The organism is Stenotrophomonas sp. TWI1151 (assembly GCF_039673135.1).
GTDB lineage: Bacteria > Pseudomonadota > Gammaproteobacteria > Xanthomonadales > Xanthomonadaceae > Stenotrophomonas.
Genome location: NZ_JBDJLA010000015.1, coordinates 71,391 through 97,102, shown reverse-complemented (window position 1 = coordinate 97,102; position 25,712 = coordinate 71,391). Strand labels below are relative to the sequence as shown.

28 protein-coding genes and 1 other RNA gene are annotated in these 25,712 nt (G+C 67.1%); 13 read left to right on the top strand and 16 right to left on the bottom strand.

Going from position 1 to position 25,712, the window contains the following annotated elements; genetic code table 11:
• The first annotated feature begins 256 nt into the window (after positions 1-256).
• The gene (locus tag ABE422_RS16585) at positions 257-850 is read left to right on the top strand and encodes a TIGR00730 family Rossman fold protein (protein WP_019183145.1); all 594 of its coding nucleotides are present in this window, start codon (positions 257-259) and stop codon (positions 848-850) included.
• Positions 851-871: 21 nt separating this feature from the next.
• On the opposite strand, the gene ABE422_RS16580 is transcribed toward ABE422_RS16585, so the two are convergent.
• Complete coding sequence (locus ABE422_RS16580) at positions 872-3,754, bottom strand: EAL domain-containing protein (protein WP_346483352.1); 2,883 nt, start codon at positions 3,752-3,754, stop codon at positions 872-874.
• 203 nt (positions 3,755-3,957) lie between these two features.
• Here ABE422_RS16580 and ABE422_RS16575 point away from each other — a divergent pair, with 203 nt between their 5' ends.
• The 5 genes from ABE422_RS16575 to ABE422_RS16555 all read left to right on the top strand — a co-directional run bounded on the left by ABE422_RS16575 (position 3,958) and on the right by ABE422_RS16555 (position 8,145).
• Positions 3,958-4,512 carry an RNA polymerase sigma factor gene (locus ABE422_RS16575; protein ID WP_313211589.1) on the top strand — a complete coding sequence of 185 codons (555 nt, stop codon included), beginning with the start codon at positions 3,958-3,960 and terminating at the stop codon, positions 4,510-4,512.
• Entirely contained in the window at positions 4,509-5,471 is a 963-nt protein-coding gene (locus ABE422_RS16570) for a hypothetical protein (RefSeq protein ID WP_346483351.1), read from the top strand. Before ABE422_RS16575 ends, ABE422_RS16570 begins: the two co-directional genes overlap by 4 nt.
• Positions 5,472-5,515: 44 nt before the next feature.
• On the top strand, positions 5,516-6,124 hold the full coding sequence (locus tag ABE422_RS16565; RefSeq protein ID WP_346483350.1) for a YigZ family protein: 609 nt from the start codon (positions 5,516-5,518) through the stop codon (positions 6,122-6,124).
• Positions 6,117-7,883 (top strand): ABC transporter transmembrane domain-containing protein, encoded by a 1,767-nt coding sequence (locus ABE422_RS16560; protein WP_346483349.1) that lies wholly within the window; start codon positions 6,117-6,119, stop codon positions 7,881-7,883. The genes ABE422_RS16565 and ABE422_RS16560 overlap by 8 nt, the downstream gene beginning before the upstream one ends.
• Before the next feature lie 67 nt (positions 7,884-7,950).
• Positions 7,951-8,145 (top strand): hypothetical protein, encoded by a 195-nt coding sequence (locus ABE422_RS16555; protein ID WP_313211565.1) that lies wholly within the window; start codon positions 7,951-7,953, stop codon positions 8,143-8,145.
• A 147-nt stretch (positions 8,146-8,292) separates the two neighbouring features.
• Here the strand turns inward: ABE422_RS16555 and ABE422_RS16550 are convergent, their stop codons facing one another.
• The 6 genes from ABE422_RS16550 to hrcA form a co-directional block, all read right to left on the bottom strand.
• Positions 8,293-9,405 carry a prephenate dehydrogenase gene (locus ABE422_RS16550; RefSeq protein WP_313218024.1) on the bottom strand — a complete coding sequence of 371 codons (1,113 nt, stop codon included), beginning with the start codon at positions 9,403-9,405 and terminating at the stop codon, positions 8,293-8,295.
• Complete coding sequence (pdxY, locus tag ABE422_RS16545; RefSeq protein WP_313218022.1) at positions 9,402-10,310, bottom strand: pyridoxal kinase; 909 nt, start codon at positions 10,308-10,310, stop codon at positions 9,402-9,404. Before pdxY ends, ABE422_RS16550 begins: the two co-directional genes overlap by 4 nt.
• Positions 10,311-10,515: 205 nt before the next feature.
• Positions 10,516-11,652 (bottom strand): molecular chaperone DnaJ, encoded by a 1,137-nt coding sequence (gene dnaJ / locus ABE422_RS16540; protein WP_121042065.1) that lies wholly within the window; start codon positions 11,650-11,652, stop codon positions 10,516-10,518.
• A 164-nt stretch (positions 11,653-11,816) separates the two neighbouring features.
• Positions 11,817-13,745, bottom strand: a complete 1,929-nt coding sequence (gene dnaK, locus ABE422_RS16535) for a molecular chaperone DnaK (RefSeq protein ID WP_259260393.1) — start codon at positions 13,743-13,745, stop codon at positions 11,817-11,819.
• Between the two features lie 175 nt (positions 13,746-13,920).
• Positions 13,921-14,436 (bottom strand): nucleotide exchange factor GrpE, encoded by a 516-nt coding sequence (grpE, locus tag ABE422_RS16530; protein ID WP_121042061.1) that lies wholly within the window; start codon positions 14,434-14,436, stop codon positions 13,921-13,923.
• Positions 14,437-14,518: 82 nt separating this feature from the next.
• Complete coding sequence (gene hrcA, locus ABE422_RS16525) at positions 14,519-15,586, bottom strand: heat-inducible transcriptional repressor HrcA (protein WP_088433152.1); 1,068 nt, start codon at positions 15,584-15,586, stop codon at positions 14,519-14,521.
• 125 nt (positions 15,587-15,711) lie between these two features.
• Here hrcA and recN point away from each other — a divergent pair, with 125 nt between their 5' ends.
• Positions 15,712-17,373 (top strand): DNA repair protein RecN, encoded by a 1,662-nt coding sequence (gene recN / locus ABE422_RS16520; RefSeq protein ID WP_346483348.1) that lies wholly within the window; start codon positions 15,712-15,714, stop codon positions 17,371-17,373.
• A gap of 126 nt (positions 17,374-17,499) precedes the next feature.
• On the opposite strand, the gene fur is transcribed toward recN, so the two are convergent.
• Positions 17,500-17,907 (bottom strand): ferric iron uptake transcriptional regulator, encoded by a 408-nt coding sequence (fur, locus tag ABE422_RS16515; protein WP_070470227.1) that lies wholly within the window; start codon positions 17,905-17,907, stop codon positions 17,500-17,502.
• Between the two features lie 104 nt (positions 17,908-18,011).
• On the opposite strand from fur, the gene bamE reads away from it, so the two are divergent.
• Positions 18,012-18,404, top strand: coding sequence for an outer membrane protein assembly factor BamE (gene bamE, locus ABE422_RS16510; RefSeq protein ID WP_019183163.1), 393 nt, complete (start codon positions 18,012-18,014; stop codon positions 18,402-18,404).
• A gap of 16 nt (positions 18,405-18,420) precedes the next feature.
• On the opposite strand, the gene ABE422_RS16505 is transcribed toward bamE, so the two are convergent.
• On the bottom strand, positions 18,421-18,681 hold the full coding sequence (locus ABE422_RS16505) for an RnfH family protein (RefSeq protein ID WP_313211557.1): 261 nt from the start codon (positions 18,679-18,681) through the stop codon (positions 18,421-18,423).
• 3 nt (positions 18,682-18,684) lie between these two features.
• Positions 18,685-19,113, bottom strand: coding sequence for a type II toxin-antitoxin system RatA family toxin (locus ABE422_RS16500; RefSeq protein WP_026069778.1), 429 nt, complete (start codon positions 19,111-19,113; stop codon positions 18,685-18,687).
• Between the two features lie 57 nt (positions 19,114-19,170).
• Here ABE422_RS16500 and smpB point away from each other — a divergent pair, with 57 nt between their 5' ends.
• On the top strand, positions 19,171-19,674 hold the full coding sequence (smpB, locus tag ABE422_RS16495) for an SsrA-binding protein SmpB (RefSeq protein WP_088433158.1): 504 nt from the start codon (positions 19,171-19,173) through the stop codon (positions 19,672-19,674).
• Positions 19,674-20,102, top strand: a complete 429-nt coding sequence (locus tag ABE422_RS16490) for a GNAT family N-acetyltransferase (RefSeq protein WP_313218012.1) — start codon at positions 19,674-19,676, stop codon at positions 20,100-20,102. The genes smpB and ABE422_RS16490 overlap by 1 nt, the downstream gene beginning before the upstream one ends.
• A gap of 18 nt (positions 20,103-20,120) precedes the next feature.
• Here the strand turns inward: ABE422_RS16490 and ABE422_RS16485 are convergent, their stop codons facing one another.
• Complete coding sequence (locus ABE422_RS16485) at positions 20,121-20,870, bottom strand: hypothetical protein (RefSeq protein WP_346483347.1); 750 nt, start codon at positions 20,868-20,870, stop codon at positions 20,121-20,123.
• A gap of 167 nt (positions 20,871-21,037) precedes the next feature.
• Here ABE422_RS16485 and ABE422_RS16480 point away from each other — a divergent pair, with 167 nt between their 5' ends.
• On the top strand, positions 21,038-21,391 hold the full coding sequence (locus ABE422_RS16480) for a hypothetical protein (RefSeq protein ID WP_121042052.1): 354 nt from the start codon (positions 21,038-21,040) through the stop codon (positions 21,389-21,391).
• A gap of 108 nt (positions 21,392-21,499) precedes the next feature.
• Positions 21,500-21,902: a transfer-messenger RNA gene (gene ssrA, locus ABE422_RS16475) on the top strand.
• 104 nt (positions 21,903-22,006) lie between these two features.
• Here the strand turns inward: ssrA and ABE422_RS16470 are convergent.
• From ABE422_RS16470 to ABE422_RS16460, 3 genes are read right to left on the bottom strand one after another with little or no spacing between them, the layout of a single operon-like run.
• Complete coding sequence (locus ABE422_RS16470) at positions 22,007-22,318, bottom strand: hypothetical protein (RefSeq protein ID WP_123729002.1); 312 nt, start codon at positions 22,316-22,318, stop codon at positions 22,007-22,009.
• A gap of 55 nt (positions 22,319-22,373) precedes the next feature.
• The gene (locus tag ABE422_RS16465; RefSeq protein ID WP_346483346.1) at positions 22,374-22,925 is read right to left on the bottom strand and encodes a TetR/AcrR family transcriptional regulator; all 552 of its coding nucleotides are present in this window, start codon (positions 22,923-22,925) and stop codon (positions 22,374-22,376) included.
• A gap of 3 nt (positions 22,926-22,928) precedes the next feature.
• On the bottom strand, positions 22,929-24,434 hold the full coding sequence (locus tag ABE422_RS16460) for an MFS transporter (protein WP_346483345.1): 1,506 nt from the start codon (positions 24,432-24,434) through the stop codon (positions 22,929-22,931).
• A 211-nt stretch (positions 24,435-24,645) separates the two neighbouring features.
• Here ABE422_RS16460 and ABE422_RS16455 point away from each other — a divergent pair, with 211 nt between their 5' ends.
• Positions 24,646-24,915: a hypothetical protein gene (locus ABE422_RS16455; RefSeq protein ID WP_346465569.1), complete on the top strand. Its 270-nt coding sequence runs from the start codon at positions 24,646-24,648 to the stop codon at positions 24,913-24,915.
• Between the two features lie 4 nt (positions 24,916-24,919).
• Here the strand turns inward: ABE422_RS16455 and ABE422_RS16450 are convergent, their stop codons facing one another.
• Both ABE422_RS16450 and ABE422_RS16445 read right to left on the bottom strand, forming a co-directional pair.
• The gene (locus ABE422_RS16450) at positions 24,920-25,228 is read right to left on the bottom strand and encodes a hypothetical protein (RefSeq protein WP_346483344.1); all 309 of its coding nucleotides are present in this window, start codon (positions 25,226-25,228) and stop codon (positions 24,920-24,922) included.
• Positions 25,229-25,382: 154 nt separating this feature from the next.
• Positions 25,383-25,559, bottom strand: coding sequence for a hypothetical protein (locus tag ABE422_RS16445; RefSeq protein WP_183073778.1), 177 nt, complete (start codon positions 25,557-25,559; stop codon positions 25,383-25,385).
• Positions 25,560-25,712 lie beyond the last annotated feature (153 nt).

Here is a 25,712-nt window from a genome sequence, read left to right as displayed (position 1 = left end):
ATCCGCACATCAACCTGTTTGTATTAACCCCCTAAAACCCTGTTTTTAGCGGCGTGTTGGTCGGCTGCCACAAACCCGGCAGAGCAACCACTACCCAGCCGCCACCCCCGGCGCCCGATTGGCCCCCGCGCCCGAAACGCGCGATAATCCGCCACCGCACCTGCGGAACGACACCCCGTCACGAGACCAGCGCACCGGTCATCGGCGGGGCTTTTTCGTTTCCGGTCGCTACAGATTCGGACAACAGGAAGATCCAATGAAGTCGATTTGCGTTTACTGTGGTTCCAACCCCGGCAGCAAGCCGGTCTACACCGAGCGCGCCATCGCGCTGGGCGACCGCATCGCCCGCGACGGCCTGCGCCTGGTCTACGGCGGCGGCAACGTCGGCCTGATGGGCACCGTGGCCAACGCCGTGCTCGCCGGCGGCGGTGAGGTCACCGGCGTGATCCCGCAGCAGCTGGCGGACTGGGAAGTGGCCCACCGTGGCCTGACCGAGCTGGAAATCGTCGGTTCGATGCACGAGCGCAAGTCGCGCATGTTCGATCTGTCCGATGCGTTCGTCGCCCTGCCCGGCGGCTTCGGCACCATGGAAGAAATTTTCGAGATGCTGACCTGGCGCCAGCTGGGCATCGGCAACAAGCCCTGCGCGTTCCTGGATGTGGACGGCTTCTATGCCCCGCTGATCGGCATGATCGATCGCATGGTCGAAGAGCGCTTCCTGCACCCGGCCCAGCGCGCGGACCTGTGGTATGGCTCGGACATCGATGAAATGCTGGCCTGGATGCGTGCCTACGAGCCGGCGCAGGCCTCCAAGTGGATCGACGAAAAGCGGGCCAACGCGCTGCGTTGATGCCTGCGGCACCGCGACGGTTCAGGCCGTCGCGGGGATCACCATCGGGGCCGGCCGGCCGAGCAGATAGCCCTGGCCGTAATCGCAGCCGAGCTGCAGCAGCGTATCGTGCTGGGCCTGGGTTTCGATGCCCTCGCCCACCGTTTCGATGCCCAGTGTGCGCGCCAGTGACAGCACGCCCTGCACCAGCGCGTGCGTGCTCTGCATGTCCTGGCCGTGCAGGCCGGCGATGAAGGATTGGTCGATCTTCAGCGTCGAGATCGGGAACCGGTGCAGGTAGGACAGCGCCGAGAAGCCGGTGCCGAAATCATCCAGCTGCACCAGCACCCCGCGCTCACGCAGGGTCTGCAGGATGCGCAGCGTGCGCGGGCCATCATCCAGCAGCGCCACCTCGGTGATCTCCAGCCGCAACCGGTGCGGATCGGCGCCGGCCGCTTCGATCAGGCCGAACAGGCGCGTGCTGAAATCGGCCGAGCGGAAGTGCCGTGGCGACACATTGACGGACAGATACCCACGGCCACCGCGCGCGAGCTGGGTGATCACCTGTTCGTACAGCAACCAGTCCACCTGTTCGATCAGGCCGCTCTCTTCGCCCAGATCCAGGAACGCACTCGGCAGCAGCAGCCCGCGGCGCTCGTGCTGCCAGCGCAACAGTGCTTCGTGGCCGACCAGCTCACCATCGCTGAGCCGCACGATCGGCTGATAGAACGGCATGAAATCCCGGTTGATGATGGCCCGGCGCAGGTCCGCCTCCAGGTCCAGGCTGCGCAGTGCCTGCTCGCGCATCGCCTCATCGAAAACGGCGCAGCGATCATTGCCCTGCGCCTTGGCGCGGTACATCGCCGCATCCGCATCGCGCACCAGTTCCTCGCCGTTGCGGTAACGCGGGTTCCACATGGCGATACCCAGGCTGCCCGAGGGGAACAGTTCGCGCCCCTTCACCCACATCGATTCTTCCAGCGCCACCAGCATGCGCTGGGAAAACTCCAGCGCCGAGGCCAGGCCATCGCCGCACTGGAGCAGGATCGCGAACTCATCCCCGCCAAGCCGTGCGACCACATCCTGAGCGGAGATCATCGAGACGATGCGCTTGGCCACCTCCACCAGCATCTGGTCACCAGCGGCATGGCCGATGCTGTCATTGACCAGCTTGAACCGGTCCAGGTCCAGGAACAGCACGGCAAAGCCCTGGCTTTCGTTGGCGCGCGCACGCACGATCGCGTCTTCCAACCGGTCCAGCAGATGCAGGCGATTGGGCAGTCCGGTCAGCGCGTCGTGCATGGCCTGGTGGGTGAGGCGCTGTTCGGCACGCAGGCGCTCGCCGATCTGGCCCAGCAGCTTGTCGTTGACGTCGGCCAGCTCGCGGGTGCGCTCGTCCACGCGCTTTTCCAGATCGGCATGCGCGTTGCGCAACCGCTCCTGGTCACGCTGGCGCGCCAGTCCGTTGCCGATGTTCTGTGCCACGAAGGTCAGCAGCCGCTGGTCGTGCACGGTGAACACCACCTCCGGTGAATAACTCTGCACCACGATCACGCCGACCACATCGTCGTCGCTCAACAACGGCACACCCAGCCAGCAGTTCGAGCGCGCACCGAACTCGCGCACCACGCCACTGTCGCGCAGCGCATCGATGCGCTCACGCGTGGCCAGCAGCGGTTGCCGGTTGCGCACGATGAACTCGGTCAGGCCTTCGCTGAAGGGCCGTGGTGCGCGCGAGGGGTTGTACTCATCCACCGAGTACACGAACTCCAGCCCATCCCCGCGTTCATTGACCAGCGCGATATAGAAGTTGCGCGCATCCAGCAGCGTGCCGACGACGCCATGCACCTGGCCGTAGTACTGCGACAGCGACTCGGCGCTCATCGCCAGCTCGGCGATGTTGAACAGCGCCATCTGCAGTTTCTCAGCACGGCGGCGCTCGACCACCTCCTCCTGCAGATTGCGGTTGGCACGCTGCAGCTCGACCGTGCGGCGCTCGACCTGCCGCTCCAACTGCACCTGCGCCTGGCGCCGGTCCATCGCGGTCAGGATGTGCTGGGCGACATAGCCCAGCAGGGTGCGGTCGGCCTCGCCATAGCGCGCGCGGTGTTCGTAGCTCTGCACCACGATCGCGCCGCACACGCGCCCATCGCGCAGCATCGGCACGCCAAGCCAGTCCAGGCTTTCCGGGCCACGCTCGGGGTCATGTTCGTCATCAAGGACGGCCAGCAGTTCCCGCGAGGGACCGCTCAACGGCTCACCATGCCGCAGCAGCGCGAAGGTGAGGCTGCGTGGCATTTCATGCTCTTCGTAGCTGCGATCCGGGTCGGCAACGAAATCATCTTTCTGGTCGGCGAAATACAGGAAGCGGACCCGGTGGCGGATGTCGTCGTATTCGACGATGAAACAGTTCTGCGCGTACATCAGCGAATTGAGCACGCGATGGAAGTGGCGCAGCATCTCGGCCATTTCCAGGTCCGCACCGGCCAGATCGGCGATTTCATAGAGCGCCTGCTGCAGGCGTTTGGAGTCTTCCAGGGAGGCGATCTCGCGGCGCTGCCGCGCCAGCAGCAGGGTGCTCTGGAACAGGGAGCGCGCCAACGCCCACCAAGTGTCCGGCGGTGTCGTCCCGGCGGCCGGGGTCACGTCCAGCGTCAGGACGGCGCCGCGGTGGTTCCAGCACTGCTGCAGCGCCATGCCGGCCGAGGCCGCCTGACGCCGCGCGGGACCAGGGCCCACCGGCGGGCTGCGGCCCTCAGGATGGGCCAGGGCACCCTCGCCCAGCACCGGATCCGACCAGGCCAGCGTGATCGCCGCCCCTGCCGGCAACAGGGCGCACAACGCCGTGGCGACCGCGGCAGGGATCACCGCATCACCGTCCCGTTGCACTGAAGAGGTCACCATCTGGCTGGTCACGTTGCTCATCTCTCGCGTGCCGACTGCCCGGCACCGCCCCTGTCCTGCGAGCATAACGCGCGGACCGGGGGGCAATGGAAGCGCTTCAACCCCGTCCGGCGCTGCTGGACGTTGTTCGTGCTGTGCCCCAGGTCATCACCATGCCATCCCGCTCTGCCGCCCCGCGCGCCATCGACTATGCGAACACCCCCGCAGCGCTTACTCTGTGCGGCGTGGACGCCCTTGCCCTGCCGACCGATGAAGCGCTGATGCTGGCCTGGGCCGGCGGCGACCTGCGTGCATTCGAGGCGCTGTATGGCCGTCATCGCAGCCGTCTGTACAGCTTCCTGCTGCGCCAGCTGCGCGACGGCGCGCTGGCCGATGAGATGTTCCAGGACGTCTGGCAGCGCGTGATCGCCGCGCGCGCCGGCTGGCAGCCGGATGCCGCCTTCACCACCTGGCTGTTCCGGATCGCCCACAACCGCCTCAACGACCACTGGCGTGCGGCCAGGCACCGGCCTGCAGCCCCGATCGACGCCGATGAGCGGGTCGCGGCGATCGCCGATGCGCGCACGCCGGAAACCCAGCTGTCCGAGTTCGAACAACGCCGCCAGCTGCAGCTGGCCATGGAGCAGCTGCCGCCCGAGCAGCGCGAGGTCCTGCAGTTGCGCCTGGAACAGGAACTGAGCCTGGAAGAGATTGCCGAGATCACCGGTGTCGGCCGTGAGACAGTCAAATCACGGCTGCGCTATGCCATGGACAAACTGCGGACGGGGTTGAGCGGATGAACCGCCCGGATCCACTGACCCCGGAAGAACGCGAACTGGCCCGGCTGCTGGGTCGCCCGAGTGCCACCGGCCCGGCGCCGGCGATCGACGAGGCGGTGCTTGCGGCCGCCCGTACGGCAGTGGAAGCACCGGCCGCAGACGCTGCCACCTGGACGCTGCCGCCGGACACCGCCGTGCCTGCGCGACGTCCGCGCTCACGCCTGCCGGCCGTGTTCGGGCTGGCCGCCTCGGTGATCTTCGCCGTGGGCATCGCCTGGCAGCTCAAGCCCGAAGACCCGCCCGCCCCGCCGTTGGCCGAACCGGTCGCCGCACCGGCATCCAGCGCCGCGGTGACCGGGACTGCGCCGGCGATGGAGGCCGCGCCGCCACCGCCCCCCGCCGCGGCACCGCCGGTGGTCCAGCAGCCGCGCGCGGCAAAGACAACGGCGCTCGAACCTGCCCCAGCCACCGCACCGCCTGCGACCGAGCGTGGGCGGGACATGTCCTCGCCCCGCCCCGAGGCCATCGCCGCGCCAGCACCGCCCGCCCCGGCACCGGTGCAGGCCCCGGCGCCAATGAGGTCGGCCCCGGCACCGCAGGCAGCCTCGGCGTATCCCATGGACACAAGCGAACCGGCGCTGGACAGCGTCATGGTGACCGGTTCGACGCTCGAGCGCGCTGCGCCGCGTGCCGCATTCAAAAACGCACCGCCGGCCAAACCCGCACCCAGCGCTCCCGGCGTGATGCGCCGCGCCGCCGCGCCGATGGCGGCCCCCGCCTCGGCGGACGATGCCGTGCAGGCTTTGCATCAGGCGGTCGCTGCCGATGCCAGCCTGCCGCGCAAGCAATGGCTCAAGCGCATCCGCGAGCGACGCGATGCCGGCGATGTGGATACCGCACGCGCCAGCCTGGAGCGCTACCTGCAGCAGTACCCGGAAGTGCGCATCCCGCGCGATCTCCGCCAGCTGCTCGAGAACTGACGCGGCGCGTACGGTGATCAGGCATCCCCACTAGAATGATGGGAATGCCCGATACGCTCGCCACCCCCGTCAGCCACAGCCTGGAGATCAAGCACAGCCGCTTCATCGCCCATGCCGCGCCAATCCAGCATGCAGCCGCTGCGTTGGCGTTCCTGCAGCAGGTCGCCGTCGCCGATGCCACCCACAACTGCTGGGCCTACCGCTACGGCAACGACTACCGCTCCAGCGACGACGGCGAGCCGTCCGGCACCGCCGGACGCCCGATCCTGGCCGCCATTGATGGCCAGGGCTTCGATCGCGTGATGGTCGTGGTGACACGATGGTACGGCGGCATCAAGCTCGGTGCCGGCGGCCTGGTCCGTGCTTATGGCGGCACTGCCGCCGAGTGCCTGCGGGTAGCCCCGCGGCTGCCCCTGATCGCCATGGCCGAGCTGGACGTGCAGGCCGGCTTCGAGGATCTGGGCCCGCTGCATGCCGCCCTGGGCGCCCATCTGGCCGAGAAAGTGGACGAAGCGTTCACCGCCGACGGCGTGAACCTGCACCTGCGCTTGCCGGCAGATCAGGTCCAACCGTTGAAAAACCGCCTCCGCGACGCCACTCGTGATCGTGTCCGTATTGAATCCCGCATCGAACCAGGCCCATCGAATGACTGACGCACCCGTTCCGAACGACACGCCGATGCGCCGATTGGGCAGCTTGAACACCTTGTGGCCGTTCGTCCGCCGGCACGTCGGGCTGTTCAGCGCCTGGCTGGTGGCCTTGGCGGTGTCCTCGGTGGCCACCCTGAGCCTGCCGGTCGCGGTGCGCCAGATGATCGACCACGGCTTCACCAGCGGCGGCCAGATCAACAAGGCCTTCGCGCTGCTGTTCCTGGTCGCGGTGGTGCTGGCCCTGGCCACCGCCGCGCGCTTCTTCTTCGTCTCGCTGCTGGGCGAAAAGGTGGTCGCCGATCTGCGCAGCCGCCTGTACGCCCATCTGATCACGCTGGGTGCCGGCTTCCACGACCGCAGCCGCAGCGGCGAGCTGGTCTCGCGCCTGACCGCCGACAGCGAACTGCTGCGCAGCGTGATCGGCTCGACCATGTCGGTGGCCCTGCGCAGCAGCGTGACCGTGGTCGGCAGCCTGGTGATGCTGTTCGTGACCAGCCCGCACCTGGCGGCGTGGTCGCTGGTCGGCATTCCGCTGGCGGTGTTGCCGATCATCATCGGCGCCCGCCGCCTGCGCAACATCGCGCGCGCCAGCCAGGACCGCATCGCCGATGCCAACAGCCTGGCCTCGGAAACCCTGGGGGCGGTACGCACCGTCCAGGCCCACGCCCGCGAACCGTATGAGCGCGGCCGCTTCAATGCCGCGCTGGGCGATGCGATCGGTGCCGCACGCCGCCGCATCCGCGCCCAGTCGATCGTCACCGCCAGCGCCATCGTGCTGGTGTTCGGCGCCATCGTCGGCGTGCTGTGGCTGGGCGCGCACGAGGTGATCGACGGCAACATGAGCGCCGGTACGCTGGGCCAGTTCGTGCTGTATGCGCTGATCGGCGGCGGTTCGGTCGGCGCGCTGGCCGAGGTCTGGAACGAGCTGCAGCGTGCGTCGGGTGGCATGGGTCGCATCGCCGAACTGCTGCAGGAAGACGTGGAGATCACTGCCCCGGCCCATCCCACCGCGTTGCCGCAGCCACTGCGCGGCGAGATCCGTTTCGAGGATGTGGTGTTCCACTACCCGCAGCGCCCGGATACCGCTGCGCTGGACCATGTGGATCTGCACGTGCGCCCGGGTGAAACGGTCGCGCTGGTCGGCCCCTCCGGCGCAGGCAAGAGCACCATCCTGTCGATGCTGCTGCGCTTCCACGATCCCGCGGCCGGTCGCATCCTGGTCGATGGCGTGGATCTGCGCGAGGTCGATCCGGCGCAGCTGCGCGAACAGCTGGCGCTGGTGCCGCAGCAGCCGACCCTGTTTGCCAGCAGTGCGTTCGAGAACATCCGCTATGGCCGCCTGGAGGCAACGGACGAGGAAGTGCAGCGCGCGGCCGAAGCCGCGGAGGCCGATGAATTCCTGAAGGCCCTGCCCGAAGGCTATGCCAGCGAGCTGGGCGAGCGCGGTGCGCGCCTGTCCGGCGGCCAGCAGCAACGCATCGCGATCGCGCGCGCCCTGCTCAAGGACGCGCCGATCCTGCTCCTCGATGAAGCCACCAGTGCACTGGATGCACAAAGCGAGCGCGCGGTGCAGCAGGCGCTGGAGCGGTTGATGGCCGGTCGCACCACGCTGGTGATCGCGCACCGCCTGGCCACCGTGCTGAAGGCTGACCGCATCGTGGTCATGGACCACGGCCGGATCGTCGCCCAGGGCACGCATGCCGAGCTGCTGGCCGAGGGCGGTCTCTACGCCGAACTGGCGCGCCTGCAATTCATCGATTGATGACGGGCCGGTAACACCGGCCATCGCATCCTGCAGCCCTCACTGGATGCGCTGCAGGAGGTGTTTCATGTCGTTCCGACAGTTCCCCGCCACCGACGCCAACGGCGACGATTACGTCATCATCGAGTTCAAGGATGAGCAGGCAGATGCCGCCCCAGGCACCGGCCAGAGCGCGCGTTACGAGCTGGCCGATGGCCGCCATCTGATCCGCGACGGCCGTGAGTTCCGGACGGCAGGCGGCGAGCTTACCCTCGTCACCTGAGGCGTTGAAAAAAAGTTACGCGGATGTTGGTCAATTTTTGACCAATCATCTTGACAGCCTTTTACCGCAAGGCGCGTACGCACTTATCCACATGTTTGTGCGCAGATCATCCACACCCCCTGTGGATGAATGCTGCAGCGCACCGTGTCAGCGCACCAGCACGCGGCCGATACCCGAGGCATCGATCTCGATGGCCGCCGCCTGCAGCGCGAGGGCATCGCTGCCCACCACGAACCCCACCCGGAAGTGCACCTCGCCTGCTGGCGTCCGCGAGGAATGGATCGAGGCCAGGCTGACGCCGTGCCGCTCGAACACATGCAGCAACTCACGCAGTGAACCGGGCCGGTCTTCGGGCAGGTGCACGCTGATCGCGTTGCGTTCGGTCAGATCGGCCAGCAGGTAGCCGACCCGCTCGAAGGTGTAGTTGCCGTCGGCCAGCACCTCCGCACCCATGCTGTCACGGTTGTCCAGCAGCAACTGCTGGCGGAACGCCGCGCGCGCCGCGTCATCGCCCTGCTCCAGCTGTGCCCGCAACTGCTGCAACTGCGCCAACAGGCGGTCCAGCATCGGCGCCACGTGCGGGTTGCCGAACTGGATGTCTTCGTAGATCGCCGGATTGAGCGAGAGGATGCGCGCGATGATCGCGGTATCCAGCTCGAACGAGGCCGAGCGGTACGGCATCAAGGCCGGCAAGGCACCGAGTATCGGCGCGTACTCGCGCAGCACACCGGCCTGGGCCAGGTGGGTGGCATGCACCATCGCCTGCACCAGCGCCATGACCTGGTCGTGATGCTCGGGCGTGGCACGTACGCACTCCGCCTCCAGTGCCTCGCACAGCTGCTGCACGAACGGCTGCCACTGCGTCAGGCGCGCCTCGCAGACCACCATCACCCTGCCCTTCAGCGTCGGTGCCTTGGGCGGAGCCGTCATCGGATGCAGCCCCACCACCTCGGCCTGCGAAGCGAGCATCGCCTCGACCGGGGCCGATTTGACCGAGGTGACATCCAACCACAGACGACCGGCTTCGCGACCAGCCGAGCGCGCAACGTACTCGGCGATCAACGCGGGCGTGTGCCGGATCGGCGCCGAGAAGATCAACACGTCGGCGCGATCAAGCAGCGTTTCCGGACTGTCCGACGCGGGGTCGGCCGGGTCATGGCCGATCACTTCCAGGCCGAGGCGTTGCTCCAGGAAGCGGCGCAGCCAGCGCCCGTAGGCACCGTCGCTGCCGACAATGCCAACCACCGGTGTCAGACTCACGCCAGGCGCTCGGCGACGAAGCGATCCGGCAGTGCCAGTGCCGCCGGCGCCGCCGCCAGCACATCGAACTCTTCATGCCCGTTGGCCAGCGTGGTCTCCAGCGCGACATGCACGCCGGCGATGGCGCGTGAGATCGCCTGTTCGAAGGTTTCCCCACGCAGCAGGAACGCGACGAGCAACGACATCAGCACATCGCCGGTGCCGGCGACGTCCACCGGAAGATGCGGCGAGGACCAGCGCCAGATCGCGTCACGGCTCACCGCGAGCGTGACCAGCTGACCCGGATCGCCGCCGACGCTGTGCGCCAGCACCCACTCGGGACCGCGCGCCAACAGCGCCTGCGAGGCGGCGATCGCATCGTCCTGGGCCAGGCTGGGCATGCCGGTCAGGCGGCCGAGTTCAAAGGCATTCGGCGTGACCAGCCAGGCATGCGGCAGCAGGCGTTCGGCAAAAACTTTTTCCAGTCCCGGCTCGACGTAAGGGCCGGTGTGGGTGTCGCCAATCACCGGGTCCAGGCAATAACGCAGCTGCGGCGAAGACGGCAGCACCGCATCGAGCCAGTCGGCGAAGGCCGCCCCATTGCCGACACTGCCGAAATAGCCGGAGACCAGCATGCGGGCGCGCTGCGGCAGGCCGCGCTCACCCGCGCCCAGCAGCAGATCGGCGAACCAGTCCGAGGGCAGCACGCGGCCGCGCGTGGTTTCGTAGAACGGCGCATTGCTGAGCAGCGTGGTGGGGATTTCGGCCACGCGCACGCCCAGCGCGCGCAGCGGCGGCACGGCCGCGCTGTTGCCGGCATAGCCGTAAACGAGCTGGGACTGCACCGAGATGACGTCGACCGGCGACGGACCGTCCGGGCGCTGGCGGCGGCCGTGGACCAGGTGGCTTTCGAGGGATTCGTTCATGCCGACATTTTACGCCCGGTGCCGCCCGGTAGAGCCACCCCATGGGTGGCTGTCGATCCACGGTAGAGCCACCCCATGGGTGGCTGTCGATCCACCCGGCACCGCGTGCAGCCACCCATGGGGTGGCTCTACCCCCGGTCTGCGCGCACAAAAAAGGCCCCCTGTTTCCAGGGGGCCTTCGGTAATTCACTGAAACCCGTGACGCTTACGACGTCATCCGGTCCCAGAAGCCCTTCACGCCATCGATGAAGGTCGCCGACTTCGGCGAATGCTTGCGCGCTTCCTCACCGGTGAAGGTGGTTTCGAACTGTTCCAGCAGCTTGCGCTGCTCCGGGGTGAGGTTGACCGGGGTCTCCACCACCACGCGGCAGTACAGGTCGCCTTCGCTGCGGCTGCGTACCGAACGCACGCCCTTGCCACGCATGCGGAACAGCTTGCCGGTCTGGGTCTCGGCCGGAATGCGGATCTCGGCATAGCCGCCGAGGGTCGCTACACGGACGGTATCGCCCAAGGCCGCCTGCGAGATGCGGATCGGCACTTCGCAGTGAAGGTCGTCGCCGTCGCGCTGGAAGATCGCGTGCTCACGCACCCGCACTTCCACATACAGATCGCCCGCCGGGGTGCCGGCCGGACCGGCCTCGCCTTCACCGGACAGACGGATGCGGTCGCCGGTGTCGACGCCCGCGGGCACCTTGACCGACAACACTTTGTCTTCCTCGACACGGCCATTGCCGTGACAGGTCTTGCAGGGGTTCTGGATGATCTGGCCACGGCCGTTGCAGTGGTGGCAGGCCTGCTGCATCGCGAAGATGCCGCGCTGGATGCGCACCTGGCCCTGGCCACGGCAGACCGAACAGGTCTCGACCTTGCCGTCTTCCGAACCGCTGGCGTTGCAGTCATCACACTCGACCAGACTCGGAATCTCGATGCGGCGCTCCACGCCCATCACCGCTTCTTCCAGGTCCAGTTCCATCACGTAGCCGATATCGGCGCCACGACGGGCCTGGCGCGGACCACCACCACCGGCGCCACCGCCGAAGATGTTGCCGAAGATGTCACCGAAGATATCGCCCATGTCCGGGCCACCCGGACCACCGCCACCGCCGCCCATGCCGTGCTCGAATGCCGCATGGCCGTGGGCATCGTACATCCGGCGCTTGTTGCCGTCGGACAGGGTTTCGTAGGCTTCCTTGCATTCCTTGAAGGCGGCCTCTGCCTCGTTGTCACCCGGATTGCGGTCCGGATGGAACTTCATCGCGCAACGGCGATAGGCCTTCTTCAGTTCTTCATCGCTGGCGGTGCGGGACACGCTCAGCACTTCGTAGTAATCGCGCTTGCTCATAACTTGAATCGGGTTCCGGAAGTCGGGATTCGTCAAAGCGGAAGAGCGGCACCAGGTCCGCTCTTTCGCCGGGCGCCCCGACAGGCCGGGAGACGGCTGTCAGGACCAGAAGGGGGATAGGACAACGGGACGCTGCCTGCGCAACGTCCCGTGTCGTGTCCGGATCAGGACTTCTTGTCGTCCTTGACTTCGGTGAACTCGGCGTCGACCACATCGTCGTGCGCGCCGCTGTTGCCACCGGCATCCGGGCCCGGTGCCGCGCCGCCCTGCTCGGCCGCCGCGGAGGCTGCGAACAGGGCCTGGCCGGCTTCTTCCAGCACCTTCGACTTGGCTTCGATCTGTGCCTTGTCGTCGCTCTTCATCGCGGTTTCCAGATCGGCCAGGGCCGACTCCACCTTGCCGATCACGTCGCCACCGACCTTGCTGCCGTGCTCGGTGATCGCGGTACGGGTACCGTGGATCAGCGCGTCAGCCTGGTTGCGGGCCTGGACCAGCTCATGGAACTTCTTGTCTTCTTCGCGGTTGGCTTCCGCGTCGGCGACCATGCGTGCGATCTCGTCCTCGGACAGACCCGAACCGGCCTTGATCTCGACCTTCTGTTCCTTGTTGGTCTTCTTGTCCTTGGCCGACACGTGCAGGATGCCGTTGGCGTCGATGTCGAAGGACACTTCCACCTGCGGCAGACCGCGCGGCGACGGCTCGATGCCGGACAGGTCGAACTTGGCCAGCGACTTGTTGAAGCGGGCCTGCTCGCGCTCACCCTGCAGCACGTGCACGGTCACGGCCGACTGGTTGTCCTCGGCGGTGGAGAACACCTGCGAGGCCTTGGTCGGGATGGTGGTGTTCTTCTCGATGATCTTGGTGAACACGCCACCCAGGGTCTCGATGCCCAGCGACAGCGGGGTCACGTCCAGCAGCAGCACGTCCTTGACGTCGCCGCCCAGCACGCCGCCCTGGATCGCAGCACCCAGTGCCACGGCTTCGTCCGGGTTGACGTCCTTGCGCGGTTCCTTGCCGAAGAACTCGGTCACGGCCTGCTGCACCTTCGGCATGCGGGTCTGACCGCCGACCAGGATCACTTCACCGATGTCGCTCGAACGCAGGCCGGCATCATTCAGCGCGATGCGGCACGGCTCGATCGACTTCTTGATCAGGTCTTCCACCAGCGCTTCCAGCTTGGCGCGGGTCAGCTTGATGTTCAGGTGCTTCGGGCCCGACGCGTCAGCGGTGACGTACGGCAGGTTCACTTCGGTCTGCTGGCTGGTGGACAGCTCGATCTTGGCACGCTCGGCGGCGTCCTTCAGGCGCTGCAGGGCAAGCGGATCCTTGCGCAGGTCGATGCCCTGGTCCTTGTTGAACTCGTCGACGAGGTACTCGATGACGCGGTTGTCGAAATCTTCGCCGCCCAGGAAGGTGTCACCGTTGGTGGCCAGCACTTCGAACTGCTTCTCACCGTCGACGTTGGCGATCTCGATGATCGACACGTCGAAGGTGCCGCCGCCCAGATCGTACACAACGATCTTGCGGTCACGGCCGTCACCCTTGTCCAGGCCATAGGCCAGGGCAGCAGCGGTCGGCTCGTTGATGATGCGCTTGACTTCCAGACCGGCGATGCGGCCGGCGTCCTTGGTGGCCTGGCGCTGGCTGTCATTGAAGTAAGCCGGCACGGTGATCACGGCCTCGGTGACGGTCTCACCCAGGAACGCTTCGGCGGTCTTCTTCATCTTCTCCAGCACGCGGGCGGAGATTTCCTGCGGGGCCATCTTCTTGCCGTCGCTGGTCTGGACCCAGGCGTCGCCGTTGTCATGGGCCAGGATGCCGTAGGGCACGTGCGCGATGTCCTTCTGGACTTCAGCGTCGGTGAACTTGCGGCCGATCAGGCGCTTGACAGCGTAGAAGGTGTTCTTCGGGTTGGTCACCGCCTGGCGCTTGGCCGAGGCGCCGACCAGGACTTCGCCGTCCTTGGTGTAGGCGACGATGGAGGGCGTGGTGCGATCGCCTTCCGAATTTTCGATGACGCGGGCCTTGCCGCCGTCCATGATCGCCACACACGAGTTGGTGGTGCCGAGGTCAATACCAATGATCTTGCCCATGAGGGAGACTCCTGAAAGTTCTGGGTACATCCGGCAGCTGCCGGGTTATGAATGGGATGTGTGGGACGCTGCGGACACTTTCAAGCCGTCCATCAAACACAGTGTTCGATGGCGACCCAACGCGTTCAGCGTCCGGTCGGACCGCCGGGCCTGGCCCGGCGGTCCGACCCGTGGGTCAGTCGCGGGCCACCACGACCAGCGCCGGCCGCAGCAGGCGGTCGTTGAGCAGGTAGCCCTTCTGGAACACCTGCACCACGCTGCCGGGCGCCGCGCCGGGCGCGTCGACCTGGCTGATGGCCTGGTGGTGGTCCGGGTTGAAGGTCTGGCCGGTCGGGTCGAGCAGGGTCAGGCCATTGTCGGCGGCGACCTTGAGCAGCTGCTTGTAGGTCAGTTCGAGACCTTCGCGCAGCGGGCTCGGCTCGCTGCCGGCGGCATTGAGGCCGGCATCGAGGCTGTCGAACACCGGCAGCAGCTCGCCGAGCAGCTTTTCATTGGCGAAGCGGCGCGCCTGTTCCACGTCACGGGCAACGCGCTTGCGCTGGTTGTCCAGGTCGGCGCGTTCGCGCAGCGACTCCGAGCGCAGCAGGGCCAGCTCGTTGTGCAGGCTGTCCAGCTGCTGCTGCAGGGACGGCTCAGCGCCCGGCTCGCCGGCGGGATTCTGGGATGCGATATCTGACTGATCTTGGTTCATTTCCGGATCCTTGGCGGTGACTCTCCGCCTCCACCCACCCCTATGTGGGCGCGGCTACGGGATTCAAGAGTCCAGGGCCGCTTTATGCGCGATCGCGGGACAATCCGCCGCCCGCGGGCGAGCCCAGCGCGGCCCCCAGCACCTGGGCGGTGGCTTCCACCAGCGGGATCATGCGGTCGTAGGCCATCCGTTTCGGGCCGATCACCCCCAGCACCCCCAGCACCTGGCCATCGGCCGAGTACGGGGCGGTGACCAGGGAGACGCTCTCCAGCGGCATCACCCCGGTCTCCTCGCCGATGAAGATGCGCACGCCCGGGGCCTGGATGGTGCGCTCGAGCAACTGCAGGATCTCGCGCTTGCTGGCGAACACATCGAACAGCTCGCGCAGGCGCTCCAGATCGGACAGGTCCTGCACGCCCATCAGGCGGGTCTGCCCAGCCAGCACCATGTCATCGGCCGGCGGCACCATCGCCTGCTCGGCCAGTTCGATGCTGTGCGCCAGCAACTGCTCCATTTCCGACTGCGCATCGCGCAGCTCCAGCAGCAGCCGGGCCCGGATCTCGGCCAGCGGCCGACCGGCGCAGTTCGCATTGAGGTAGTTGGCGACCTGCTCCAGCTCGCCGGGGTTGAAGCCGCGGCGAGGCTCGATCACCCGGTTCTGCACCTCGTTGTCGGCGAACACCAGGATCGCCAGCACCCGGCGCGCGTCCAGCGCCACGAAATCGATATGCCGGAACGCGAACTGCTCCCGGCGCGGGGCGCTGACCACCCCGACGAAATGGCTCATCGCCGAAAGCAGCTCCGAGGCACTGCCGAGCAGGGCCTGGGTGCCGGTGCCGGTGGCCAGCTCGGTGCGCAGGCGGCTGAGCTCGCCCTCGCCCGGCGGCTGCATCTTGACCAGGCTGTCCACGAACACCCGGTAGCCGTGCGCGGTCGGCACCCGACCGGCCGAGGTATGCGGCGAGCTGAGCAGGCCCAGGTCTTCCAGGTCGCCCAGAATGTTGCGGATCGTGGCCGGACTGACGTCCAGGCCGGCATGCCGGGCAAGGGTCTGCGAGCCGACCGGTTCGCCATCCTGGATGTGGCGCGCGATCAGCGTCCGCAGCAGATGGCGGGCACGCGGGGCGAGATGGGACGCGGAAGGATGCATGGAATCAGCCTGTGAGACGCCCACTTAGATAATGGCTGCACGGGGCGTTGGCAAGTCATTGGAGACGCCCCCCGCCCATGCTAGCGTGCGCGGCTTGGAGACACCCCTCGTGTACAACGTAGACCATGCTTAGACATCTATCGATCAAGGATTTCGCGGTCGTCCGCGCCACCGAGCTGGAATTCGGCGCCGGCATGACCGTGGTCTCGGGTGAAACCGGCGCGGGCAAGTCGCTGATGGTGGACGCGCTGGGCTTTTTGTCCGGGCTGCGCGCCGACAGCGGCGTGGTCCGCCACGGCGCCGCGCGCGCCGAGCTCTCGGCCGAATTCGCGCCATTGGCCGACGCCCCGGCGCGCCAGTGGCTGCGCGACAACGAGCTGGACGACGAAGAACAGTGCCAGTTGCGACGGGTGATCCGTGCCGACGGTGGCTCGCGCGCCTTCATCAACGGCCGCCCGGTGACGCTGACCCAGCTGACCGAGCTGGCCGGCATGCTGGTGGAGATCCACGGCCAGCACGAACAGCAGGCCCTGCTCTCGCGCCCCTCGCAGCTCTCGCTGCTGGATGCATTTGCCCGCAACGATGCCGAGCGCGCCCAGGTCCGCCAGACCGCCGCACGCTGGCAGACGCTGGTGGACGAAGCCGAGGCACTCTCGCGCCAGGGCGACGTGAGCGACCGGATCGGCTATCTGGAACACCAGCTCAGCGAGCTCAAGCGCGAAGACCTGGACCCGGCCTCGATCGCCACCCTGGGCAGCAGCCACCGCCGCCAGGCCCATGCCAGCGCGCTGATCGGCGCCTGCGACGTGGCCGTCAGCCGCCTCAATGGCGATGACGAGGTCTCGGTGCTGCAGCTGCTGCAGCAGACCCGCCACGATCTGGCCCGCGTGGCCGAACACGACAGCCGGCTCGGCGAGGTCGATGCCCTGCTCGACAGCGCCGCCATCCAGCTGGACGAAGCGCTGTCATTGCTCGACCGCGTCCATGACGACCTGGATGCCGACCCGGAGCAGTTCGAGGATATCGAGCGCCGTCTCGGCCGCCTGCACGACCTCGCCCGCAAGCACCGCGTGCCGATGGAAGGGCTGGGCGAGCATCGCGACGCCATGGAGGCCGAAGTCGAGCAGCTGCGGGGTGCCGACGAGCGCCTGCAGGCCCTGGCCGGCGAGATCGACCGTGCCGCTGGCCAGTGGAAAGCCGTGGCCGAGGTGCTCAGCGCCAGCCGCCGGAAGGCCGCCAAGGCCCTCTCGGACACCACCACCACCCTGATCGGTGAGCTGGGCATGGGCGGCGGTCAGTTCCTGATCGAGATCGAGCCGCAGACCGTGGTCAAGCCGGACCCGAACGGCGCCGAGCGGGTCGAGTTCCTGGTCGCCGCCAACGCCGGCCAGCCGCCGCGTGCCCTGCGCAAGGTCGCCTCGGGCGGTGAGCTGTCCCGTATCTCGCTGGCGATCGAAGTGGCCGCGCTGGGCCTGGATGCGGTGCCGACCATGGTCTTCGACGAAGTCGATTCGGGCATCGGCGGCGCCGTGGCCGATATCGTCGGGCAGAAGCTGCGCGCCTTGGGCGAGAAGCGTCAGGTGCTGTGCGTCACCCACCTGCCGCAGGTCGCCTCCAAGGGCCACGCCCACTACCGGGTCAGCAAGGCGCCGGTGGACGGCATGACCCAGAGCGCGGTCGAGAAGCTGGATACCAAGGCCCGCGAGGAAGAGCTGGCCAGGATGCTGGGCGGCGTGGAAGTCAGCAAGGAAGCCCGGGCTGCGGCGCGCAAGCTGCTGCAGGTCTGAGCCCCCCCGTGATGGGTAGTGCCGGCCGCTGGCCGGCTCCCCGCCGGAACCGGCGCCTGGCGCTGAAAGCAAAAACCCCGGGCATGCCCGGGGTTTTTTGATCGCATCCGGGCCGCCAGCGGCCCGTTACCGGCGCTTCTTGCGCACGTAGAGCACCAGCGAGTGCTCTTCCAGCTCGTAGCCATGGTCGGCCGCGATCTTGCGCTGCAGCTCTTCGATCTCGTGGCTTTCAAATTCGATGATCTTGCCGCTGTCCACATCGACCATGTGGTCGTGGTGGCCACCGCGATCCAGCTCGTAGACGGCCTGGCCGCCTTCGAAATTGTGCTTCAGCACCAGGCCGGCGGCCTCGAACTGGGTCAGCACCCGGTACACCGTGGCCAGGCCGATCTCATCACCGTGCTCCAGCAGCTGGCGGTAGATGTCTTCGGCGGTCATGTGGTGGCTGGCATTGCGCTGCTCGAGCAGCGCCAGGATCCGCATACGCGGGTGGGTCACCTTGAGGCCGACTTTGCGCAGGTCGTGGGTTTCCATAGTTCTCCGTTCATTGGCGATTTAGCGCCAGCTGCCTCGGATTGGGTCGCGGCGACACGTCGGGAGTGTATCATCGACTCGATTTCCCCAAACGCCATTCCCCGATGCGCAATCTCCTGCTGGTCGCCGCCGTTGCCCTGTCCACCACGGGCTGCGGCATCATTTACAAGCAACCCATCTATCAGGGCAACCTGATCCGGGAGCAGGCCGTCGGTCAGCTGCAGGTGGGCCAGAGCAAGCAGCAGGTCAACGCCCTGCTTGGCACGCCCTCCATCCCGGACCCGTTCCACGCCCAGCGCTGGGACTACACCGCCAGCCAGCGCGTGAACCGCGTGGGCAAGACGGAAGTGAAGAACTTCACCGTCTACTTCGAGAACGATGCGGTCACCCGCTGGGACGGCGAGTACTTCGCCAGCGACGACGCCCAGCTGGCCCGCAGCACGCTGCGCCAGTTCGGCCGCAACCTGCCCAAGGACAAGAAGAAGCGCGGCCGCTGAGGCCTGCCTTCTTCACTCAGCTGCCGGCGCGTGCGCGCCGGCGGCGGTTGTCTTTCGGGTCGGCCAGCAGCGGACGCAGCAGCTCGACCCGGTCGCCCTCGCGCAGCACCTGATCCGGCTTGGCCAGCAGGCCGTGCACGGCTACGGCCGGGCATTGCGCGCTGCCGTCAATGGCGGCCACCGCGATGGCCTCGGCGATCGTGGCGCCTTCGGGCAGCGACAGCACCCGCGACGCGGCCCGATCGGGCCAGGCCAGCACCACCTCGACGGTGATCACCGCTCAGTCCTGGGCGTCGGCGACGCGGACGAAATCGTTCACCATGCGGTCGGCCAGGCCCTGGAAGCCCAGCGCCAGGGCCGGACCAAGCAGACGTGAGGTCGGCTCGAACTCCAGCGTCAGCGTGACCTTGCAGGCGTCCTCGGCCAGCGCATGGAACTCCCAGCGCCCGTGCAGACGCTTGAACGGCCCGTCCTTGAGCTGCATATCGATGCTGTGCGGGCGCTGCAGCGTGTTCTCGGTCATGAACCAGGTCGAGAACGACCCAAAGCCCAGATCCAGGCGCGCGACCAGGCGGTCCGGGCCAGACTCCAGGATCTGCGAGGCCGAACACCAGCGGAAGCGGCGCGGATAGGCGTCAATATCATTGACCAGGTCGAACATGCGGGCAGCCGAATGTTCGACCAGGGCACTACGTCGGATAGTTGGCATGCGATACAGATGTCTGATGAATCGACCGGGCGTGCCCGAATCGGAGACAATAGGGGAATGAGCAAGAACAGCGGCAAGGATAAAGCAAAGGACGCGACGGCCAACAAAACCATCGCGCTCAACAAGCGTGCCCGTCACGAGTACCACATCGAAGATCGCTTCGAAGCCGGCCTGGCCCTGCAGGGCTGGGAGGTCAAGTCGATCCGCGCCGGGCGCGGCAACATCATCGATGCCTACGCCTACGTGCGTGATGGCGAGATCTACCTGATCGGCGCGCAGATCACCCCGTTGATCCAGGCCTCCTCCCACATGGTGGCCAACGACCGTCGCGAGCGGAAGCTGCTTCTGCATCGCAGTGAGATCGACAAGCTGATCGGCAAGGTGCAGCGCGATGGCTACACGATCGTGCCCACCGCGATGTACTGGAGCAAGAACAAGATCAAGCTCGAGATCGCGCTGGCCAAGGGCAAGCAGACCCACGACAAGCGCGATGCCGAGAAGGACCGGGACTGGGCGCGGGAGAAGTCGCGCACGATGCGCCGGCACAACCGCGACGCCTGATGACGCGCACGGTGCCCGCAGCGGGCATCCAGCCGGCCAGCGCCGAGGACACCCGCGCGGTGTTCGCTGGTCTGCTGGCCTTCAACCAGGCCGCCAGTGGCGACGCCCTGGACGACCAGCCGGTCAACCGGGTCATACGTGATGCTGCCGGCCGCGTTGTGGCCGGGATCGCCGCTGATGTCTGTGGCGGCTGGCTGATGGTGCATGCGCTCTGGGTGGATGACACCCGCCGCGGCGAAGGATTAGGCCAGGCCCTGCTGGCCGATGCCGAGCAGCAGGCCCGCGCGCTCGGCGCGCACGCCGTGACGCTGGATACCTTCTCCTGGCAGGCGGAGGGCTTCTACCTCAAGCAGGGCTATGAAGTGTTCGGCCGGCTGCAGGATTTTCCGCCGGGTCATCAGCGCCTGTATCTGCGCAAGCGGCTGTAGGCCCTGCGCGGCGCGCGGTCAGCGCGCGGTATCTTCCGGATCGGCTTGGTAGGGTCGCATCTCCACCGGCGGCGGGTCCACGCCGTGCTTCTGGCGGTACAACGCATTGAGATGCAGATTCAGATGCAGCGCCTCGGCCTCGGCCAGCAGGCGCTGGTCGCCGCTCAGCCGCGCCCCCAGCATCATCTCCCGGTGCAACGCTGCGGTGAGATCGCCGCGCATCTCGGCCACCCGGGATATCGCGTAGGCCTCGGGAATCCCTGCCGCATGGGCGCCCGCCTTCCAGGACGACAGCAGACTCAGCGCGAACAGATCGCCTTCCGCGCCCGCGGCCAGCAAACGGCTTTCAGCCGTCGGATCGGCGCCCAGCCGCCGCGCATCGAACATCGTGGCCGCCACCGTGTCGCCTGCCCGCGCCGCCTGGTCGAGCTCGGCGTCGGAGGCCTGCTGATAGCGGGTCCATTGCGCGCCATTGGGGAAGCCGTGCTGGTCGAGCCAGCGCCGCTCCTCCGGATGACCACTGCTGAAGGGGTCCTGGGCGATTTCCAGGCTCTCCCGTGTGCGGGCGAGATCGGGAACGGGGTGCGGCGGTCTGGTCGAGGCGGTCGGCGCCGCTTCAACCGAAGGCGTGGCCGCCTGTCCGGCCGGTGTCGACGCCTGCCCTGCCCCGCCCGGCGCCTGCGCACCGGATGTCGACCGCCAAACGCTGGCGGCTCCGATCACCGCCACCACCAGCACCGCCACTGCAATCCACACCTGCTTCTTCAACGCCTCGTCCCTGTCTGCAACCACTCTTCCGGGGCCGGATTGTAGTCCGCTCGTTCACCCGGGTGCCCGCCCCACCTGAGCCGCGGACGCCAGCGGGATAACGATCTTTCCCCGCCAACCCCGCACAACTGTCAGAATCCCCGCATTGATACGGAAAGGATCCGCGCGTGACTCTCGAAACTACCCCGGCACCCGCACTGGCGGCGGACGAACTGACCACCCTGCGCGCCGACGTGGCGGCGCTGGAGTTCATCTTTGACGAACTCGCCCGCGCCATGGACCCGGCCGCGCTGCTCAAGGTGCTGACCTACCTGATCCGCAACGCCAAGCGCGTCGCCTCGGAGACCCAGAGCTACGACAGCCTGGAGCACCGCCGCCTGGTGGCCCAGGTGGAATCGCTGATGGCCCGGGTTGAACCGCAGGCCAAGAAGCAGGCGATGACCGTGCGCAACGAGCACAACCGCCTGAAGAAGGAAAAGGCCCGACACAAGGCCGACAGCCGCCGCCAGCTGCAGAAGTAAGCCGCAGACGGCCAAGGTGACTGTTCAGCTGGATTGGAGTAGCATCCATTCCGTCAAGTAGAGTTCCGGTGCTGTTTTTCCGGATGAAGTGCGGTTCTTGAAGAAACCGGGGGTGCATTGGTTTCGACGGGGGTTGTGAAGTTACTTGGTGCATGCCGAGGGGGCAGCTTTCCTCGTTAATCCAGCAGCAAACTTTTAGTTGCCAACGACGACAACTACGGTTCGAACGACTTCGCAATCGCTGCCTAAAAACAGCTTTAGCGTTTAGTTCTACAGCCGCCTTAGGCGAACCCCCGAACCTACTTGTGCCCGTGCTCGTAGATGTAGGGTCATTATCACGGAACCGGTTGTGATGGCTGCCTGTCAGTCACGACTTAACTAAAGCAGGCTGGTCCTGGGGTGCGCTTTGCACACCGTGCTGCCACAGGATGAGATTCAACGGTGAGCTAAGCATGTAGTACCGGGGATGGAGTGCCTTCGGACGGCGGTTCAATTCCGCCCACCTCCACCAATTAGCCGTTTCGACGGTGCATCAAAGGCTGGAACCCTAGAGAAATCGAAGGTCCCGGCCTTTTTTGTGCCCGTCTTCCGCCAGCCAGACAGCCGCTCAGCCCCTCACGGCAACGTGAACTTCCGCGCCATCCGCAGCGGCCACACCGAAGTGAACTGCGCACCGCCCACCAGCCGGTACGCCGCGGACACGCTGTGCAGCACGCCCATCGCCTCCAGCACATCCTTGGTCTTCCGGAAGGTCGGGCGCGGATCCGCGGTGAACATGAAAAGGTTGATCTCTTTCGCGCTGACGTCGTAACCGTCCAGCGTCGCGGCCTTGCCGAGCGCGGTGGTCAGCTCGGCCTCCAGCGTGGCCAGGAAGGCCTCATCATCCAGCGACTTGCGCCAGAACTTGATCACAAGTTGGTAATCCATCAGGCGGACCCGTTGTTCAAGAAGTGAACCGCCAAGGGTACCCGCATGGCAGGCATCACGCTGTCTTGGAGGCGGCCGCGATCATCTGTGCCAGCCGGTCAGCGATGGCCTGCCGCACCTCCGGCGCCAGCCGCGAGCGCGACAGCGCTTCGAACACCCACATGCCGTCGGCGGCGAGCTTGGCGATGAACAGGTCCAGCGCAGCCGGGTCGCTCAGGTCCTGCGGCGTGGGCGGCGACCAGCGCTCGACCACTTCGGTCCACGGCTGCATGTTCTCGTCGGTGGCGGCCGCATCGAACATCAGCTGCAGTTCGGCCCGGGTGGCCGTCTGTGCGCAGGTGAGCGCGTAGGCCTGGTAGCGCTCGGGGGGCCCTGCCGCGTCGGCAGGTTTGCCCGCGGCCTCGATCATGCTCGCCTCCCACACGCCGGCCAGGTGCTGGTGGATGCCCTGCAGCAGCGCATCGCGCGAGGGGAAGTGATACAGCAGCCCGCCCCGGGCGATGCCGGATTCGCTGGCGACCGCTTCAAAGGTCAGTGCGGTGATGCCGTCGCGTTCGATCACGCGGACGGCGGCATCCAGGATGTTGGTTCGGTTGCTCGGGCGCATGGGTCAGTGGGCGTGGGAGACGGTGGTGGCCGTGCCGGGGCCATGGCGGCGCAGCAGCACGCCGGTGGTGACGGTGCCGACCAGCAGCACCGCGGCAATCACATACAGTACCCAAACGTAGCTGGCGTCGTAGGCGGTGCTGGCCGCTGCCAGCCACCCGGCGGCGCCGCCCGGTTGTGCGGCCAGTGCAAGCGCCTGCTGGATGCTCTGGCCCGCACCGGCGTCCACACCGTCCGGCAGCGTCACGGTGGCCGAATACAGCGCGGCGATCAGGCTGCCCAGCAGAGAGACCGCGAACAGGCTGCCGAACTCATAGGACACTTCCTCCACCGAGGAGGCCATGCCAGCGCGATGCGGGGGCACGTTGCCGATGATCGCGGTGGAGGCGACGGAGATGGTGGCGCCCATGCCCAGCCCGGTCAGCAGCAATCCGGCGAGGGTCCAGCCGAGGTGGCCGCCGAAGGTGGCCGCGACCAGCACCACACCGGCGGTGCCCACGCCCAGCCCGCCGGTGATCAGCGGCAACAGCCCGACGCGGCGCAGGAACATGCCGCCGAAAATGGCGCTGGGCAGGCACCCGATCGCCACCACAGACACCAGCAGGCCCGCCTGCAACGGGGTGTAGTCGGCCACCAGCTGGAAACGCTGGGTGGTCAGCAGCTGCAGGCCGGCGATGGCGAACATCGCGAACGCGGCCGAGAGCACGCCGGCCAGGAACGGAGCGTTACGGAAGATGGCCACGTCGAGCATCGGGTACGGCAGCCGGCGCTGGCGGCGCAGGAACAGCACCAGCCCCACCACGAAGACCAGCGCCGCACCGGCTGCCAGCCCCCCGTTCGGCGGCGCATGCGCAACCTCCTTGATCGCCACCACCAGCCCGGACAAGGCGACCAGGCTGAGCAACGAGGAGATCAGGTCCCACGGCTTGCTTGCATCGGGCGTGCCATGGGGCGCGAACAGCACTGCCCCGACCATGGCCAGCAGCACGATCGGCACATTGATGAGGAACACCGCGCCCCACCAGAAGTGCGCCAGCAGCACGCCACCGACGATCGGGCCGAGGGCCGCGCCGACGATGGAAATGCAGCCCCATACGGCGATGGCCAGATTGCGCTCGCGTTCGTCCTCGAAGGTCAGGCTGATCAGCGCCAGCGTGGCCGGCATCATCGCCGCCGCGCCCACGGCCAACAGCGCGCGGGCGGCGATCAGCAGATTGGCGTCCGGCGCGAACGCGGCCAGCAGCGAGGCGATCCCAAAAATCACTAAGCCGATCAGGAACATGCGCCGGTGCCCCAGCCGGTCGCCGAGGGTACCGGCACCCAGCAGCAGGCCAGCCATCACCAGGGGATAGGCGTTGATGATCCACAGGCCCTGCAGCGGGGTCGCGCCCAGTTCCTTGGTCAGCGTGGGCAAGGCGGTGTAGAGCACCGAGTTGTCGAGGGTGATCAGCAACAGGCCGGCGGCAACGGTGAGCAGCAGGCTCCAGCGCTGGGTCTTGGTCGGGGTCATGGTGCGCAAGGGGGGGCGACGGGATCGTAACTATACAGGACGTCCTGTTATGTTTTACCAACCTGGCGCCCACGCGTTCAGCCTACGGCGGCGCACCGTGTGCGCACTGCGCGCTGGCCGCTGCGCTGCCCCAACTGCGTTTACCTCATTGCAGGGGGCTCACCCGGGCAGGCAGGCGCCTGTCCGATATGGACTGTGTTGGGGGAACGCTATGGACGGACAGAAAGAGGCTTTTCGGCTGGCGCAGGCCGAATTGGCGCAGTGCTGGGCAGGCGGGGTGTCGGCCGCCGAGCGCTGGGCGGTGTATGACGCGATCCATGATCGGCTGGTCGCACAGTGGCCCAACGAGGCCCATCGCATCGTCGGCATGATGGTGCTGTGGGTGACCGAGATCCGCGGCACCTGCCCTGCTCCGTACCGCACGGCAGATGCGGGCCTGGGTGACAGCGTGCTGCTGCGCACGTGCCGTATCGACTCGTGAGGAGCTACGGCGCCATCGGCTGGAACGGATCGGTGTGGCCGGCCACTTCCATGTTGATGGCATTGATCAGGGCCGACACGGCGGTCGCCAGGCGACGGCTGTCCGCGATGGAGCCGAAGAACAGAATCGAAGTGCCGTCCAGTTCGACCCCGGCCAGGCCGAGTTCGCCCTTGAGCGCGGCCACCCGTTCGTCGAACAGCTTCAACCAGTGGGCATCGGGAACAACATCGAGCATGGCGACAATGGCCTCGTCCGCGCCGTGATCGACAATGGTCTGCAATGTCGGGACGTCAAAACCCAGCAGGCGCGGCACGCTGCTATCTGGTACGGGGATGCTCATGCGGGCATGGTAGCCGGTCAGCCGGGCGAGCGCTGGAAGACGTTCAGTAACACGCGATGCTCTCTCGCTGGCGGCAACACAAACGGCCCGGCCAACCCGACCGGGCCACGGTGCGTGCGGACCCGTTTTATTCTTCCTGGTCGCTCTGCTGGCCCGAGCGCTGGCCCTGCTGATCCTGGTCCTGCTGTTGCTGCTGCTTCTGGGCATCGCGATCGCGCTGATCCTGCTGCTCCTGCTGGCCCTGCTGCGGGGCATTGCGCTGCGGATCATTCTGACCCTGCTGCGGGTTCGGGGTGTTGGCCATTGCCGTATCTCCGGTGTTCGGCATCGAAGTGGTGCCGGTGAATCCACGCTAGGCCTGCCGGCGTTACCCATGTGTGCGTGGAAGAGGCTGGTGCATGCACGCGCCGGGCACCTGCGTAAACAATTCAGAACGCACTGGAAACCGAGACCGGTA

Coding starts and splice junctions, on each gene's coding strand:
- ABE422_RS16445 (WP_183073778.1), bottom strand. CDS start 25,559: ATGGCCAACACCCCGAACCCGCAGCAGGGTCAGAATGATCCGCAGCGC.
- ABE422_RS16500 (WP_026069778.1), bottom strand. CDS start 19,113: ATGCCAACTATCCGACGTAGTGCCCTGGTCGAACATTCGGCTGCCCGC.
- grpE (WP_121042061.1), bottom strand. CDS start 14,436: ATGAACCAAGATCAGTCAGATATCGCATCCCAGAATCCCGCCGGCGAG.
- dnaJ (WP_121042065.1), bottom strand. CDS start 11,652: ATGAGCAAGCGCGATTACTACGAAGTGCTGAGCGTGTCCCGCACCGCC.
- ABE422_RS16570 (WP_346483351.1), top strand. CDS start 4,509: ATGAACCGCCCGGATCCACTGACCCCGGAAGAACGCGAACTGGCCCGG.
- ABE422_RS16465 (WP_346483346.1), bottom strand. CDS start 22,925: ATGCGCCCGAGCAACCGAACCAACATCCTGGATGCCGCCGTCCGCGTG.
- ABE422_RS16560 (WP_346483349.1), top strand. CDS start 6,117: ATGACTGACGCACCCGTTCCGAACGACACGCCGATGCGCCGATTGGGC.
- ABE422_RS16585 (WP_019183145.1), top strand. CDS start 257: ATGAAGTCGATTTGCGTTTACTGTGGTTCCAACCCCGGCAGCAAGCCG.
- pdxY (WP_313218022.1), bottom strand. CDS start 10,310: ATGAACGAATCCCTCGAAAGCCACCTGGTCCACGGCCGCCGCCAGCGC.
- ABE422_RS16580 (WP_346483352.1), bottom strand. CDS start 3,754: ATGAGCAACGTGACCAGCCAGATGGTGACCTCTTCAGTGCAACGGGAC.
- ABE422_RS16470 (WP_123729002.1), bottom strand. CDS start 22,318: ATGGATTACCAACTTGTGATCAAGTTCTGGCGCAAGTCGCTGGATGAT.
- dnaK (WP_259260393.1), bottom strand. CDS start 13,745: ATGGGCAAGATCATTGGTATTGACCTCGGCACCACCAACTCGTGTGTG.
- ABE422_RS16490 (WP_313218012.1), top strand. CDS start 19,674: ATGACGCGCACGGTGCCCGCAGCGGGCATCCAGCCGGCCAGCGCCGAG.
- hrcA (WP_088433152.1), bottom strand. CDS start 15,586: ATGCATCCTTCCGCGTCCCATCTCGCCCCGCGTGCCCGCCATCTGCTG.
- smpB (WP_088433158.1), top strand. CDS start 19,171: ATGAGCAAGAACAGCGGCAAGGATAAAGCAAAGGACGCGACGGCCAAC.
- ABE422_RS16460 (WP_346483345.1), bottom strand. CDS start 24,434: ATGACCCCGACCAAGACCCAGCGCTGGAGCCTGCTGCTCACCGTTGCC.
- ABE422_RS16555 (WP_313211565.1), top strand. CDS start 7,951: ATGTCGTTCCGACAGTTCCCCGCCACCGACGCCAACGGCGACGATTAC.
- ABE422_RS16565 (WP_346483350.1), top strand. CDS start 5,516: ATGCCCGATACGCTCGCCACCCCCGTCAGCCACAGCCTGGAGATCAAG.
- bamE (WP_019183163.1), top strand. CDS start 18,012: ATGCGCAATCTCCTGCTGGTCGCCGCCGTTGCCCTGTCCACCACGGGC.
- recN (WP_346483348.1), top strand. CDS start 15,712: ATGCTTAGACATCTATCGATCAAGGATTTCGCGGTCGTCCGCGCCACC.
- fur (WP_070470227.1), bottom strand. CDS start 17,907: ATGGAAACCCACGACCTGCGCAAAGTCGGCCTCAAGGTGACCCACCCG.
- ABE422_RS16455 (WP_346465569.1), top strand. CDS start 24,646: ATGGACGGACAGAAAGAGGCTTTTCGGCTGGCGCAGGCCGAATTGGCG.